Here is a 14,595-nt window from a genome sequence, read left to right as displayed (position 1 = left end):
AGCCCGGCCACGCCGATCGCGAGGCAAGGTGCGAGCGAATTCATCATTCCGGAGCCCGGGACACTCCATCCCCCCGCGGTTCAGTCAATCAACGCCGCTTTTCAGACATCCAGCGACCCGCATGGCGGATCGCCGCCTTGATCGGGAACAATCGGGCCCGACGCCCCACCAACTGCCCCAGTCGTACCAGTCGGTCGGGGAAATCAGCACCGATCGTGTCAAATTCGCTGTCGTCGAGGACGACATCTTCGTACGTTGTCCATTTCTTACCCCCATCGGGGCTCCGAACCACACAGGAGTAGCTCCTGCGGGGTGCATCGGGGTGGTACTCGGCGAGATGGAACGCCGTACACACCGAGAAATCGACATTGATCATCAATACCCGGGCCTCGGCACGGCAGAGGGCTCCGAGCGGGGATTCCCAGCCCAGGTGCGAGGTGAGCGGATGATCGGCGAGCAGTTCGGCCGCCCGGGCGCCGACGGCGGCGAACGACGTCTGCGGATGGTCGCTGCGCACGGCCCCTTCGGCGGTGCGTACGGATTCGGCCAGCCGGCCCATGCCCTGGCTGGGGGTGCTCGCCGGGTCGAAGGCGGGCATCGCCGCCCGGAAGGCCCGCACCTGGTCGGGTGTCATCCCCCGGATCCGGTCGAGGTGCGCCTGCGACGTCGTGGAGTTGGCGGGGGTGAAGGCGGGGACGGCCAGCGTCCCGCCGGGGCCCAGGACGGTCAGCAGGGCGTCCCGCAGCGCGTCGGCGTCGAGGCCGGTACCGCCGAGGGCCGCGTGGACCAGCAGCGGTGGCCCGGGGCCGACGCCCAGGGCGGCCAGTTCGGCCGTGAGCGCGGAGTCAGCCACGGCGCTCCTCCCCGGTGGCCGGATCCCGTCGCTCCTCCCGGTTCCGGTCCGTCCCGTCCCGCCGGTACGCGTCGAGTTCGGCACGGAGCCCGGCCAGCAGCCGGTGCCCGGCGGCGGTGGGCTCGGGCGCCCGGTCGAGTACGTCGAGCGCCTCATCGGCCCCCTGCGCGCCCTCCGGTTCGAGGGGGGCGAGCCCGACCCTGACGTACGCCTCCGCGAGCAGGACGGAGAACGGCACCGGTTCCGGATGCCAGGGCGACGGGTGCCGCCACTGCCCGTCCTGGGCGTGCACGTTGCCCACCCGGGTCAGGGCGCGCAGTTTGCCGTGCCGCAGTCCGCGCAGAAGTCCGGCGGCGAGCTCTTCGGGCGACGACGGCCGCGGCAGTCCGAGACCGCCGTAGCCGGGCTCCGCCGCGGCGGCGGTGGTCCGCGGTCCCGGCACCCGGCCGGCCGGCGGCCCGGCCAGCGGGGTGAGGGTGCCGAGACAGCCCGCGGCTTCGGCGGCCTGCCGGGGCGCGGCCCGGAGCAGCAACGGCCAGGCGTCGGCGAGCAGCCGGTCCCAGACGGCGACGGCGTCGTCCCCGAGCCGGTCGGCGGCGGGGGTGTCGTAGCAGTCGCGGTAGGGGTCGAGGTCGTCCAGCCGCAGGGCGGGCACCCCGTCCCGGCCGCCGATGGTCCGGACGGCCCGCCAGCCGGGCACCCGGGCGGCTTCCGCCGGGTCCAGGGGGATCCGCAGGGCCGGCCGGTCCCGCGCCGTGACGAGGAAGCCGTCACCGTCCGGCAGGACGGATACGGCACCGGTGGCGCCGAGCGTCAGATCGCCCACGGCGGGCAGCCGGAGCGTCCCGTCGTCGCAGGGCACCCGGACCTCGGGCCCCGAGCCGTCCCGGACCAGGGCGGCGGCGAGCCGGGCCGGGAGCCGGTGGAGCAGCGCCGGGGCGTCCGGGCGTTCCTCGCGCACCGCGGCGAGCGTGTCCGCCAGCCAGACCCTGGTGTACGGATGCCCCCACAGCCGGTCGAGGACGTCCCCGCTCTCGTCGAGCGCGAGCAGCAGCTCCCAGGCGTCCTCCCAGACGGCGACGGCGTCGTCCCCGAGCCGGTCGGGGAGTTCGCCGGTGAGGGTGCCGCTGAGCATCCGGGTGACGTCCTGGTCGTCGGCGAGGAGCGCGCCGGGCTCGGTGACGGCGAGGGGGACCAGTTCCCCGCCGATCCGGTGCTCGATACCGCGGACGAGGGCTTCGAGGTCGGCGCAGTAGACCGAGGTGTTGTCGAACCCGTCGGGCGAGCGGTAGCGGTGGGTGTAGAGGCCACCGCCGCAGGAGCGGACGACGGGGCAGTCGCGGCAGGTGTCGCCGACGGAGGCGAGGCCGAGCTGGCGGGCGCGTACCCCGGGATGGGAGGCGACCTCGTCGAAGGAGTGCCGCAGAACATCGAATCCAGTAGCCGCCGCGCCCTCGTAGGCGCTCTTGAGCGAGTCGACCTGTTCGAGGGCTCCGTCGGTCTCCACGACGACGAGGTCGGTGGGGGCGAGACCGAGGGACTCGGTGAGGCTCGGGCCGCCGGAGAGGGTGGAGAAGACGGACTCGAAGAGGCGGACGGGGACGGTCCTGCCCCGGGAGTCCCAGCGGTCGAAGACCGTCAGCAGCCAGTCGGCGTAGGCCGTGGGTGAGCCGTCCGGGCGCGCGGGGGGCTGGTCCCAGGTCGCGTGCGGCAGGAGGAAGTCGATACGCGGCGGTTCCAGTTCGGCCAGGGCGTCGTAGACGGCGACGGGGTCGTTGGCCACGTCCACGGTGCAGAGCAGACCGAGATAGAGGTGGCGGTAGCGCTCCTGGCGGAGCAGTTCGACGGCGCGCAGGACGAGCGGGTGGCTGGTGCGGCCGTCGGCGAAGCGGCGATGCCGGTCGTTGGCGTCGCGGTCGCCGTCGAGGGAGATGCCCACCCTCAGATCGAACTCGGCGAACAGATCGAGATACCGGGGGCTCAGTTGTAAGCCGTTGGTGTGGATACGGAGGTCGAGTTCGGCGATGCCGTCCAGCGCCCGGGTGAGTTCCTCGCAGACGCGGCGCAGTCGCGCGGGCCCCGCCAGCAGTGGCTCCCCTCCGTGCAGGATCACTGACACGGAGGGCAGGGCATGATTTTTGGCATGCTCGGCCAGTCGCAGAGCTGTCCAGGTAATCGCCTCGTCAGAGATTGCCTTCGGGCGGGTACGCCAGCTCTGATCAGCGTGTTCGTAGATATAGCAGTGGTCGCAGGCGAGATCGCACCGACTGTGTACTTTGAGGACGATCTCGCGGAATGGGACCAGTGGTCCTGTCATTCCACCAGTCTAGTGGTCCGGTCGCGGCAAAGTGGCCGAAACGCAGACCAAGGCGACTAGAGCGACGAGTTGAACGTGGCGACACGCACGGGTCGTTCGGCGACGGGAGCGGCCCCGGCCGCCTTCTTCGCCGTGCCGGACTGTGGCAGGGAGACTCGGTTGCGCTTCGCCGCGGCGAAGGATGCGGAGATCGTCATGAGGGGGCCGTCCTTTTGCTCTGTGTACATGATCGCGCACGATCTGGCTGTACAACACGGATAACCAGGCACCATTGCGGTGCCCGGCGGCACGACTCTACTCTCAAGTTCACCCTGAGCAACTCAGCACGTGAACCCCTAACAGTTAGAGTTGCTTCATATTCTGTCAGGAGTGTGTGGAGGAAGCGATTCCATCTCACGGGTGACCCCAGGGTGACGGCATTACCGCAGAGGGGGAGGCATGTCCGGCAATCCCGGCCCGCCGCACGGCTCACACGGTCCACATGACACAGTCTTCCGAAATACCGATCTACCTGCGCTCTTCCATCACACGGACGCCCTGGCCATCCGCCGGCAGCGCGAGGCGGTGAGCCATACCCGGCGTCAACTCCTCCTGCTGGTGGCGGGAGCGGTGGCCGCGGCGCTGCCCGTGTGGAAGCTCGGAGGCACGTTCCAACTGGGCGGCGCGCTGAGCGTGTTGGCGTACGCCGGGGTGCTCGTGGTCGGAGCCCGCGCGTCCCGCAGCCGGGCGAAGTCGCACTGGCAACTGAACCGCTCGGCCGCCGAGTACATCAAATCGATGTGCTGGCGCTATTCCGTGCACGGAGCACCTTTTGACGAGAGTGCCGCCGACGCCGACGCGTTATTCGTCACGCGTCTCGAGGACGGGCTCCGGGAGCTGACGAAAGTCGGCTGGCCCGATCCCCGGAAGAGCAATCCCGAGGTGTTGGCGGGCGGGCTGATCACCACGCCGATGCGACGGCTGCGGGAACGGCCGTTCGGGCCGCGCAAGGAGACCTACATCCGCGACCGGCTCATCGAACAGCGGAACTGGTACCACCGCAGTGCGGAGACCTCCCGCCGGGCGACTCTGGTGTGGTCGGCGACGATCGGGATCCTCACCCTGTTCGCCCTCACCCTTTCGCTGCTGCACACCTTCTCGGTAGCCGAGTCCCTCGATGTGCTGGGGGCGCTCTCGGCGGCGGCCGCGGGATGTCTGGCGTGGAGCGAGATCCGCCGCCGCAGGCCGCTGATCGCCGCGCACTCCCTCGTCGAGGAGGATCTGGCGGCGATGCACTCGGCGATGGAGACCTCGGTGACGGAGGCGCAGTGGCCGTCGGCGGTGTACGAGACCGAGCGCATCGTGTCCCCGCAGCACACGGACTGGCTGGTGCGGCAACGCAGTTGACCTCCGGCGGGCGGCAGGGCCGGCGGGGGTCGGGGGCGGCGGGCGTCAGGGGCGGCGCATGCCGTCCCGCCAGATGACGGTGACGGGCTTCCCCAGATCACGGGCGTAGTGCACGATGTCGGCCGTGCCCCCGAGGCCTCGGGACGGGCCCCCGTCCCAGACGGCCAGCAGCCGGTCGCAGTTGTCGGCGATATAGGCCCCGGCCGCGTAGTACGCCTCGTCGGTGGAGTGCCGGAAGCCGAGCCGTACCTCACGGGTGGCCCGTCGCCGGTAGTCCCGGTAACTGACCAGCTCACCCGGGCTGAAGCCGTCTTCGTAGTCATCGCTGGGGACCACCACCGTCAGGGTCGCGCCGCACTCCAGGGCGAGATCGGCGAACAACTGGTCCGCGCCGATCGCCAGGCTGGAGAACGCCTCCAGGCTCCCGTCGTGACCTCGCAGCGCCGCCAGCATGGCCGCCCTGATGTCGGCGTGGCCCTCCGGGGGGATGATCCGGTGGCCGGTGATTCCGATCCGCTTCACTGCCGTGCGACCCCCCGTGTCCCGCGTGTTCCCGCCCGCTCCGCCATCGTCCCAGAACACGGTGTGCCGTGGACACCGCGTCCGTAGGGAGGACGGGCGCACGGTACCGCCGGTTGAGCCGCGGCGCGAAGAGTAGGGGTTGGAACGCCTCGGGCGCCCCCGGGGGCCGGGTTTGACCCCCGGCACGCGGCCTCGGCGCGGCCTCAGCGTCCGCAGACTCTCCGCTCCCCCGCCGCGATCGCCACCGGAAGGGTGTTGCCCGGGGGCGGAAGGGGGCAGATGAAGTGGTCGGCGAAGGCGCACGGCGGCAGCAGTGCCCGGTTGAGGTCGACGGTCACGGAGCCGTCCGCCGCGGGTGGGCGCGGGCGCAGAAAGCGGAAGGGGTAGCTGGTCCCCCCGCCGGTGGGGTCGCCCGTGGTGTCGCCGAACACTGCCCACAGGGAGCCGTCGGCCTCGACGGCGGCGCGCAGGGTGTGTTCCGTACCGTCGAGTCCGAAGACGATCTCGCCGTCGAGCCCGAGCCCGCGCTCCCGGCCGTCGGCGTTCTCCACACGTACACCGGTCCGCTCGGGATACGGACGGAAGCGGCCCGGCAGCACCCAGCGGGGGTCGTAGGGGGTGGCCTCGATCCCCGCGAAGGCTCGGCGCGCGGGCGCGTCGGGGTCGAAGTCGCGTACGGCCCACAGCCCTTCCCTGGCCAGCACCACGAGGCGCCGCCCGCCGTACCCGACCCGGGCGTCGTCGACGGGCCCGTGATCGGCGGTCAGCCGTGTCCGGCCGGTGAACGGCGCGCCGTCGAGGGTGAGCCGGTCCTCCGGCGCGGCCGTGAGCAGGACCGCGTCCCCGTCGCCGGTCCAGCGCCCCGGCAGGCCGGGGATCCGGCCGTCGGGATGGTCGTCGAGCCAGTACGTCCCGGTGAGAGCGAGCGGCCCGTACGGCCCCGTGACCACCGCGACCCGCCGCTCGTGCCAAGCCCGCCAGTGCCTGACGGCGTCGTCCACGGGGGGCTGCAGCTCTGCGTCCATGACGCCTCACCCTTCCACAGGAGGAGAGCGCCCGGCCACAACAGGCCGTATGCCGACCGCGCGCCATCTGTGGCTGTTCGCGCAGTTCCCCGCGCCCCCAAAAACCTCCACCTACCGCAGGACGGGACATCGGGTATCCAGGGGCGCGGGGAACTGCGCGACAAGCCACCGGCGGCGCGGGGCCGACGAACGACCTCTCCCGGCCGGGCGGGTTCTCGCGTCGAGGGCCCGGCGCTCGCGGGGCGACGGGTGCCCGCCCCCCGAACCACCGCGGAGCGGGTCAGCAGCCGTCGCAGGGGCAGCAGCACTCCAGGCAGTCGCCGCCCTCCCCCTTCGCGCCCCGGCGGCGCTTGCGGGACCAGGGGCCCTCCCAGCGGCTGCGGCAGCACGGCTGGCAGGTGCAGCCGACCCAGAGGGCCGCGGCGCAGCCGGCGAGCAGGCCGCGGGGGCGGGGCGCGTCGCCCGGGTCGGACGGGCCGCCCCCTCGGGAGCCCGAGCCGCCGCCGCCGTCCCCGCCGGGGCCCGAGCCCGGTGCGCCCGTGCCTCCGGCGCCGTAGGGGTTGCCCCCGGCGTACGGATTCCCGCCGCCCTGGCCGGCCCCGGCCGCCGAGACGCGGCCCTCGTGGGGGCCGAACGCCCGGTCCACGGCCCGGCGCAGTTCATGGGTGAGGAGGACGTGGACGAGCCGGTCGTCGGTGAACTCGGCGTCGCGCAGCGCGAGCCGTACGCCGTGGACCGCGTCGTCGGCGAGCCGGCGGGCCTCCGCGCGCGAGGTGCCGGTCCCGGTGAGCGGGTTCCAGGCGCCGGTGGCCGCGTCGGCCGCCTGGTCCTCGACGGCGTCCAGCAGATGGGCGAGGCGCCCGAAGAGACGTCCCGCCTCGGCCAGGGGCGCGACATTGCCGGGACGCCGGGCGAGGACGGCGGTATGGGCGAAGGCCGCCGCCGTGGCGGTCTCGGTGGGTTCGGTGACCGTCAGCAGGGATGTACCGGGCCCGGCCAGCGCCTCGATGCCGGACTGCCGGTCGACCGCGTCGAGCAGGACCGCGGTGTCGAAGCCCAGGTCGGCCCCGGTACGGGCGCCCGCGCGGTCCCAGCCCGATGCCACCCGGCGGGCCGCGGCGGCCAGCGGACGGCGGGCCAGGACGCCGTCCCGGTCGGCCACATGGTCGCGTACCTTCGCCGACGCCAGTACCAGGGAGACCGCGGCGGCGAGCCGCGCGCCCTCGCCGCGGGCGACGGGCGCGGTCCGCATCCCGCGCAGCGGGCAGGGCCCCGCGGTGCGCCGGGACTCGGGGAGCCGTTCGGACTGAGCCTCCGTCAGGACCGAGACGACCAGGCCGTCGTAGTTGGTCACCACCCGGGCGAACTGGCCGTGGTCCGCGCGCAGCGCCAGGCAGAGTCCGCACAGGTGCGCCATCCAGTCGGTTCTGAGACCCTCGGTCAGCCGATGGGCGCAGGGCCTCACGATTCCGAACACGACACTCTCCCCCGTACAGCTGTTCAGCGGCTCGCGCCGCACGTTCGCGGCATCGTAACCGCACATCTGTACGTCTGTTGCGGAGCTCCGCCGTCACCCGTCCGGCTCGACTTTCATCGTCTGGGCAGATAATCCGCTTTATTCGGGAAGGAAGCTGACGAACCGCCACAAGTTCTGCACCAGTAGCGTCACGAATACCCTGCACGTCGGCTATCCACGTGGCACGCGATCCGCATGATGGACGACCATAGGGACAGGGAAGACAAGAGACCGCCGGACGGCGGACCACGGAGAAAGGAGGCGTCGATGGGATCTGTGCGCAAGGCGAGTGCCTGGCTTGGGCTCGTCGAGGACAGCGACGACCGCTACTACGCCGACGGCTACGACGGCGAGTACGCAGAGGGCGCCGAACACGGCGACCCCTGGGTCACCGACGTCCGGGCCGCGGCCCCCTCCGCTTCTCCCGCCCAGGAGGACGCCCGCCGGATCGCGACGGTCTCCCCCACCTGCTTCCGGGACGCCAGGGGAATCGGCGAACTGTTCCGCGAGGGGGTGCCGGTGATCGTCAATCTGACGGCGCTGGAGCCCGCCGACGCCAAACGGGTGGTGGACTTCGCGGCCGGGCTGACGTTCGGGCTGCGCGGCTCCATCGACCGGGTCGCCACGCGTGTCTTCCTGTTGAGCCCCGCCGACACCCAGATCGTCAACGGCGAGGGTCCCGGTCAGTCCCGGGACGGATTCTTCAACCAGAGCTGAGCGACGGGCGCCCGGCCACCGGCCGCGCCCGTCGCCCCCGCTCCTCCCGCCCGGTCAGCGGAAGGCGTCCTGACCGGTGAGCGCCTTGCCCAGTACCAGCTGGTGCATCTCCACGGTGCCCTCGTAGGTGAGTACGGACTCCAGATTGGTCGCGTGCCGCATCACGGGGTACTCCAACGAGATCCCGTTCGCGCCCAGGATCGTCCGGGCGGTGCGGCAGATCGCGATGGCCTCGCGCACATTGTTGAGCTTCCCGAAGCTGACCTGCTCGGGGCGGAGCGTCCCGGCGTCCATCCGGCGCCCCAGATGGTGGGCGAGCAGGATCCCCTTGTGCAGTTCCACCGCCATATCGGCGAGTTTGGCCTGGGTCAGCTGGAAGCCGCCGATGGGCCGGCCGAACTGCTCGCGCGTCCCGGCGTACGCGAGCGCCGCGGTGAAGCTGGCCCGCGCCGCGCCCATCGCGCCCCAGACGATGCCGTAACGGGCGTGGTTGAGGCAGCTCAGCGGTCCGCGCAGACCGGTGACCCCGGGCAGGACGGCGTCCGCGGGCAGCCGGACCGAGTCCAGGACCAGCTCACTGGTGACGCTGGCCCGCAGAGACCACTTGTGGCGGATCTCGGGGGCGTCGAAACCGGGGGTCCCGGCCGGTACGAGAAAGCCCCGCACCCCTTCGTCGGTCCCGGCCCACACGACGGCGACCCCGGCGACCGAGCCGTTGGTGATCCACGCCTTGCGGCCGTCGAGCACCCAGTCCGAGCCGTCCCGCCGGGCCCGGGTCCGCATCCCGGCCGGATCGGAGCCGTGGTCCGGCTCGGTGAGCCCGAAGCAGCCGATGGTCTCGCCCGCGGCCATCCCCGGCAGCCAGCGCTCCCGCTGCTCGTCGGAGCCGTAGCGGTGGATCGCGTACATGGCGAGCGATCCCTGGACGGAGACGAGGGAGCGGATACCGGAGTCGGCGGCTTCCAGTTCGAGACAGGCGAGCCCGTACTGCACGGCGGTCGCGCCCGCGCAGCCGTACCCGGTCAGGGTCATTCCGAGGGCCCCGAGCGCCCCCAGCTCACGGGCCAGCCCGCGGATGTCCGGCAGCTCTCCCGACTCGTACCACTCGGCGATGTGCGGCAGCACCCGGTCCGCGGCCCAGGCGCGCATCGCGCTCCGGACGGCGCGCTCCTCGTCCGTGAGCAGATCGTCGAGGCCGAGCGGGTCGTCCGGGTCGAAGGGCGGGGGCTTCACGGGCACGGTCACGGCGGCGGACCTCCGGCTCTCGTCGGCACGGCCGCCCGGTGGCGGCCGCCACCGGGAAACTAGCAGCGGTAGTCGCCGAGGCGCCGCCCCGTTGGAGTGAGAACCGCGCCACCCGCCGGAACCGGCGCGGGACCTACGACGGCCGGGCCACCTCGTGCCCATGGCCCCGGGCGGGCGGTACGGGCGCCGGGGTCGTGCGGTGGCCCGGCACCCGGGCGCCCGGGACACAGCCGGGCCCCGCCGCCTCGTCGGTCCCCATGGTCCTCGGCAGCCGGAGCGCCGCCACCGCGCCGGCCATCAGCAGCGCCGCGCTGACCAGCAGCGTCACCCGGAGGCCGTGGACGAAGGAGTCCCGGGCCGCGATCCGCAGCACGGCACCGGCGGCCCCGCCGAGGTCCTCCGCCACCTGGTACGCCTCACCGAGGGAGTGCGCGGCGGCGGCGCTCGCGTCCCGGGGCACCCCGGGCAGCGCCGTGAGACCGGGGGCGTAGGCGGCGTTCATCACACTGCCCAGGACGGCGATGCCCATTCCGGCACCCAGCTGGTACGAGGTCTCCCCGATCGCCGCCGCCCCGCCCGCGTACTCCTGCGGTGCCTCGCTCAGCATCGATTCGTACGCCGCGAACAGCGTCGTCTGGAGTCCGAAACCGAGCAGGACGAAGCCGGTGGTCAGCAGCAGGGGCCGGTCGTACGAGCCCATCGCCGTGAGCAGCAGGACCGAGCCCGCGGTCAGCGTGAATCCGCCGCCCGCCATCCGCCGGGGGCCGATCCGGCGCAGGGTGTACGAGCCGGTGGCGCCGGCGGCCATCGCGGCGAAGGTCAGCGGCAGCAGCCGCAGCCCGGTCTCCATCGGGCTCAGCCCGAGGACGAGTTGGAGGTACTGGACGGCGATCAGCTGGAGCCCGACCAGGGCCAGCATGCACAGCACGATGCAGCCGACGGAGGTGGAGAACGCGGCGGCGGCGAACATCCGTACGTCGATCAGCGGATGGGTCCTGCGGCGCTGCCGACGGACGAAGAGCACCGGCAGGACCACACCCGCCAGCAGCGGTACGGCGGTGGCGATGTCGAGGATCCCGTCGCCCGCCCCGAGCCGCTTGACGCCGAGGACCAGACCGAGCACGCCGGCCGCGGCCATCAGCGCGCCCCACACGTCCCACGGCCCGTCGAGTCCGCCCCGGGACTCCGGCAGCAGCCGGGCGCCCAGCGGGAGGATCACCGCCATCAGCGGGATGTTGATCAGGAAGACCGAACCCCACCAGAAGTGCTCGACGAGGAAGCCGCCGAGTACCGGTCCGGTGGCGGCGCCCACCGCGGCAACCGCCGTCCAGATGCCGATGGCGGTGGCCCGCTCCCGGCGGTCCGGAAAGACGGAGCGGAGGATCGAAAGGGTGGCGGGCATGATCATCGCGCCGCCGACGCCGAGCAGGGCCCGGGCGGCGATCAGCACTTCGGCGGAGTCCGCGAACGCGGCCAGCGCGGAGGCCGCGCCGAAGATCCCGTAGCCGTACAGCAGGACCCGGCGCCGGCCGACCCGGTCGCCGAGGGTGCCGAAGAGGATCAACAGGGCGGCGCAGACCAGCGGGTAGGCGTCGACGATCCACAGCAGTTCGACCCCGCCGGGCCGCAGGTCCTCGGTGACGGCGGGGACGGCGACATGGAGCACGGTGGCGTCCAGGGCGACCAGCAGCAGACTGACGCAGAGGACGAGGAGGACGACCCAGCGGTTGGCTCCGCCGTCCGCGGCGCGCGGCCGCGCCACGGCACCGGTCGTCCCTGCCATGCCTGTTACCTCCAGTGGTTCCCCTCGCACCCGGCGGACCCGGCCGACAGGAGGGACGGGGACGATCCCAGCGGCGTTCCGGCATCGGTGTACGAGTGAGCCGCAAGCGTACGCGAGTCCCGGGCCCCCGGGAGTGGTCCAGCTCTCACCGCACGGCGGGACGGAGTGTGGCGTGCGCCACCCCGGCCCTTGGTTCCCGTATGAGAAAAAATTCATACGGCCATGCGATGAGCGGCAATTGGGGCGTCCCGGACCGGCGCCGAAAGGGTTTTCCATCCGGTACGGCCCGGCAAAGCCGGGGCCGTACCGCGACTAAACGGCAGGCGCTCTCCCGTCATTACGACACGGCTGCTCCGGGATTTCCCGAATGGCCGTCTTAAATTCCGCGTCAGGAGACATACTCCACATCACATGGTCATCACGAAGCGGCCGGATCGGCCGGTTCGCGCACTCACTCCCTGTAACGTCGATTGGGTGCGTACCGACCTCTTCGCCCGACTGGACCGGGAGCCGGAACCGCCGAAGATAGAGATCCCGCGGATGAGCCGCACCCGTCTCGCCCTCTTCGGCGGGACGGCCGTGTTCTACGTGGCCATCGTGGTCGCCGTATGGGCGTCCACCTGGCTCGTGCTCGTCGACTGGAAGGTGATGCTGTTCCGGCCCTATCAGCAGTGGCCGGAGCTGCACGCCCTGCTCGACTACTTCGTCGTCCTGGGCCAGCGCGGCCCCACGGCCGTGATGGTCGCGGCCTGGCTCGGCTGGCGTTCCTGGCGCATGCACACCCTGCGGCCGATACTGGCGCTCGGCGTCGCCCTGCTGCTGCTCAATGTGACGGTCGGGTCCGTCAAACTGGGTCTGGGCCGGCTCGGCCCCCACTACGCGACACAGATCGGCTCCGCCGAGATGTTCGCGGGCGGGGATATATTCCCTTCCGGACATACCGCCAACGCGGTGGTGACCTGGGGAATTCTCGCCTATATGGCCACCACTCCGCGCACCCGGCGCCATCTGTCCGCGCTCTCCGCGACGGTGTCCCTGGGCGTCGGACTCACCACCGTCTATCTCGGTACGCACTGGCTGAGCGACGTCCTCCTCGGCTGGGCGGCCGGGCTGCTGATCCTGCTCGCCCTGCCCTGGTGCGAGCCGCTGATCGCCCGCGCCGAGAGCCGGATCCTGGAGCGCCGCGACCGCTGGCGGGCCCGGAACAGGTCCCTGCCGTCGCTGCCGGTGGCCGCGGGCGGACCCCGGCCCGGTCACGCGCTGCCCGGTGAGGCGGGGGTGCGGGGCGTGCCGTCCGAGAGCCGCGGTTCCATGGTGCGGCTGGGGGCCACCCTGCCCGCGCCCACGTCCCCGCCCCGCCCCCGGGCGGGGTCGGGATCGGCGTCCGGCACGGCGGGGGGCACCCACGCCGGGGCCGGACGGCCGGGCGGACGGGAACGGGTCACCCCGTCGGGCGGCGGACACCCGTCGGGTTCCCGGGGCTCCCGCACGATGACCGGCGGCTGAGCGGGCCGCTCTCCCACGACCCGGGGCGGGGGCCGGCCATCGGCCGGGCACCCGCCCCGTTTCCCATGGATCCGTGGATACGGCGGTACGGCGCGGTGCGCGGTCAGCCGCGCCAGCAGCGGATCACGGTGTCGTGTTCGACCTCGAAGTTGATCCGGCCGCGCAGATACTCCAGGGTGATGATCGCGCCCGGTGGCAGGGTCCGTACGGTCGTCCAGCCGCGGGTCCGCGCCCGTCGCTCGGCGGCGTCGGCGCCGAGCCCGACATATGCTCCCGTGGCGTCGTCCGGTTCCCCGGACGGATTCGGTTGAGGTGCCATGCACCCCACCGTAGGCGGCAGCGGACGGTGACGAAACCCCGGGCCCCGCCCCGTATCACCGGCGGTTCCGCGCCGCGTTCCCGGGCTCCTTCCGCACCCGGTTAGCCGCGTCGCGCCGACCGCTTCCCGGGAGCTCCCGGCCGACTCCCCCGGCACCGCCCCGCGACGGGCGTTCGAGCGGATACCGGGACTTGTCGAACGTCGCGTTCGACGGCCTACGGCTCGGTAATTCCGCAGGAGTGGTCGATCACGGAGAATTCCGGCATCCAATTCCCGGGGCGCCGCCGGGGGCGAATTGACGGCCGCCGTACGGAGGGATGTACGGAGGGCCGTACGGAGTGGTCCGGCGCCGGTCCCGATGGCCGCCCGGACCGGTGCCCGGGGTGCCGCCCGGGTCAGCCGACGGCCCGGGTGAAGCGGTCCCGTACGACCCTGATGTGCTCGATCAGCTCGACCGGCTCGACGATGTCGAAGTCGACACCCATCAGCATCACGTGGATCACCATCACCTCCGGGCCTGCCGCCCCGGACCGCAGCAGACAGTGCCCGTCGTCGATCGGCTCCACGGTCCCGTCCGCCGGGGTGAGCATCTCGTTCGCCCGTGCGGCGGGGACATGGAGCCGGATCACCGCCTGGGTCGCGTACGCCCCGGTCGACACCCCCCGGGACACATAGGCGGCCAGGTCGTCGGCGGGCGGGGGGCGGGGGGTGAAGCGGGGGCCGTGGGGCGGGGTGGGCCGGATCCGGTCGGCCCGGAAGGTGCGCCAGTCGGCCCGGTCGACGTCCCAGGCGACGAGGTACCACCGGCGTTCGGTGCAGACCAGCCGGTGGGGCTCCACGGTCCGCCGGGTGGTGGCGCCGTTGTGGTCCTCGTAGGCGAAACGCAGCCGCTCGGCGTCCCGGCACGCGTTGGCGATCGTGGTGAGGACGGAGGCGTCGAGCCGGGCGGCGGGGGTGCGCAGCAGCGGCACCGTGAAGGCGTTCAGGGCGCCGACCCGGCGCCGCAGCCGGGACGGCAGGACCTGCTCCAGTTTGGCCAGCGCGCGTACGGAGCTGTCCGCGATGCCCTCGATGCCCTGACCGGCCGCGGTGCGCAGCCCGACGGCCACCGCCACCGCCTCGTCGTCGTCGAGGAGCAGCGGTGGCAGCTCGGCGCCCGCGCCCAGCCGGTAGCCGCCGCCGGTGCCGGGGCCGGCGTCGACGGGATAGCCCAGCTCGCGCAGCCGGTGCACGTCGCGGCGGACGGTCCGCGCGGTGACGTTCAGCCGGCGGGCGAGTTCGGGCCCGGTCCACTCGCGGTGGGCCTGGAGCAGTGAGAGCAGGCGCAGCAGCCGTGCGGAGGTCTCCAACATGCGGGCAGTCTGCCAAGGATCGCGGACCGTTACGGTCCGCGATCCCCGGAGGTG

Annotated in this window: 13 protein-coding genes; 3 read left to right on the top strand and 10 right to left on the bottom strand. The window is 72.6% G+C overall.

From position 1 onward, the window contains the following. Positions 1 to 88: 88 nt before the first annotated feature. Genes ACFXG1_RS15730 through ACFXG1_RS15720 form a run of 3 tightly spaced genes read right to left on the bottom strand, consistent with a single transcriptional unit; the run spans position 89 to position 3,367 of the window. Complete coding sequence (locus ACFXG1_RS15730; protein WP_384715490.1) at positions 89 to 853, bottom strand: aminoglycoside N(3)-acetyltransferase; 765 nt, start codon at positions 851 to 853, stop codon at positions 89 to 91. After that, positions 846 to 3,170, bottom strand: a complete 2,325-nt coding sequence (fxsBH, locus tag ACFXG1_RS15725) for a radical SAM/SPASM protein FxsBH, inactivated beta-hydroxylase extension form (protein ID WP_384742910.1) — start codon at positions 3,168 to 3,170, stop codon at positions 846 to 848. Before fxsBH ends, ACFXG1_RS15730 begins: the two co-directional genes overlap by 8 nt. A 56-nt stretch (positions 3,171 to 3,226) precedes the next feature. Then, positions 3,227 to 3,367 (bottom strand): hypothetical protein, encoded by a 141-nt coding sequence (locus ACFXG1_RS15720; protein WP_384715498.1) that lies wholly within the window; start codon positions 3,365 to 3,367, stop codon positions 3,227 to 3,229. 241 nt (positions 3,368 to 3,608) lie between these two features. Between ACFXG1_RS15720 and ACFXG1_RS15715 the strand changes: the two genes are divergently transcribed. Then, the gene (locus ACFXG1_RS15715) at positions 3,609 to 4,556 is read left to right on the top strand and encodes a DUF4231 domain-containing protein (RefSeq protein ID WP_384715501.1); all 948 of its coding nucleotides are present in this window, start codon (positions 3,609 to 3,611) and stop codon (positions 4,554 to 4,556) included. A 45-nt stretch (positions 4,557 to 4,601) separates the two neighbouring features. On the opposite strand, the gene ACFXG1_RS15710 is transcribed toward ACFXG1_RS15715, so the two are convergent. The 3 genes from ACFXG1_RS15710 to ACFXG1_RS15700 all read right to left on the bottom strand — a co-directional run bounded on the left by ACFXG1_RS15710 (position 4,602) and on the right by ACFXG1_RS15700 (position 7,580). Next, positions 4,602 to 5,078, bottom strand: coding sequence for a hypothetical protein (locus ACFXG1_RS15710; protein ID WP_384715504.1), 477 nt, complete (start codon positions 5,076 to 5,078; stop codon positions 4,602 to 4,604). Between the two features lie 203 nt (positions 5,079 to 5,281). Next, positions 5,282 to 6,103: a DUF1684 domain-containing protein gene (locus ACFXG1_RS15705; RefSeq protein WP_384742905.1), complete on the bottom strand. Its 822-nt coding sequence runs from the start codon at positions 6,101 to 6,103 to the stop codon at positions 5,282 to 5,284. Positions 6,104 to 6,383: 280 nt separating this feature from the next. Continuing rightward, the gene (locus ACFXG1_RS15700) at positions 6,384 to 7,580 is read right to left on the bottom strand and encodes a DUF5685 family protein (protein ID WP_384742902.1); all 1,197 of its coding nucleotides are present in this window, start codon (positions 7,578 to 7,580) and stop codon (positions 6,384 to 6,386) included. A 306-nt stretch (positions 7,581 to 7,886) separates the two neighbouring features. Here ACFXG1_RS15700 and ACFXG1_RS15695 point away from each other — a divergent pair, with 306 nt between their 5' ends. Further along, a complete protein-coding gene (locus tag ACFXG1_RS15695; protein ID WP_384742899.1) occupies positions 7,887 to 8,336 on the top strand; it encodes a cell division protein SepF in 450 nt (149 codons plus the stop codon). Positions 8,337 to 8,390: 54 nt separating this feature from the next. Here ACFXG1_RS15695 and ACFXG1_RS15690 read toward each other — a convergent pair whose 3' ends face one another. Further along, positions 8,391 to 9,575, bottom strand: coding sequence for an acyl-CoA dehydrogenase family protein (locus ACFXG1_RS15690; protein WP_384713247.1), 1,185 nt, complete (start codon positions 9,573 to 9,575; stop codon positions 8,391 to 8,393). 139 nt (positions 9,576 to 9,714) lie between these two features. Further along, entirely contained in the window at positions 9,715 to 11,364 is a 1,650-nt protein-coding gene (locus ACFXG1_RS15685; RefSeq protein ID WP_384742896.1) for an MFS transporter, read from the bottom strand. Between the two features lie 474 nt (positions 11,365 to 11,838). On the opposite strand from ACFXG1_RS15685, the gene ACFXG1_RS15680 reads away from it, so the two are divergent. Continuing rightward, positions 11,839 to 12,870, top strand: coding sequence for a phosphatase PAP2 family protein (locus ACFXG1_RS15680; protein ID WP_384742893.1), 1,032 nt, complete (start codon positions 11,839 to 11,841; stop codon positions 12,868 to 12,870). A 103-nt stretch (positions 12,871 to 12,973) separates the two neighbouring features. Here the strand turns inward: ACFXG1_RS15680 and ACFXG1_RS15675 are convergent, their stop codons facing one another. After that, a complete protein-coding gene (locus tag ACFXG1_RS15675) occupies positions 12,974 to 13,189 on the bottom strand; it encodes an I78 family peptidase inhibitor (RefSeq protein ID WP_384723702.1) in 216 nt (71 codons plus the stop codon). A 395-nt stretch (positions 13,190 to 13,584) separates the two neighbouring features. Beyond that, positions 13,585 to 14,541 carry a helix-turn-helix transcriptional regulator gene (locus ACFXG1_RS15670; protein ID WP_384723705.1) on the bottom strand — a complete coding sequence of 319 codons (957 nt, stop codon included), beginning with the start codon at positions 14,539 to 14,541 and terminating at the stop codon, positions 13,585 to 13,587. Between the last annotated feature and the right edge of the window lie 54 nt (positions 14,542 to 14,595).

The organism is Streptomyces sp. NPDC059248 (assembly GCF_042753905.1).
In the GTDB taxonomy this organism is placed as follows: Bacteria; Actinomycetota; Actinomycetes; order Streptomycetales; family Streptomycetaceae; genus Streptomyces.
The sequence above is the reverse complement of the archived record's forward strand: the minus strand, read 5'-3'. Positions and strand labels throughout refer to the sequence as shown.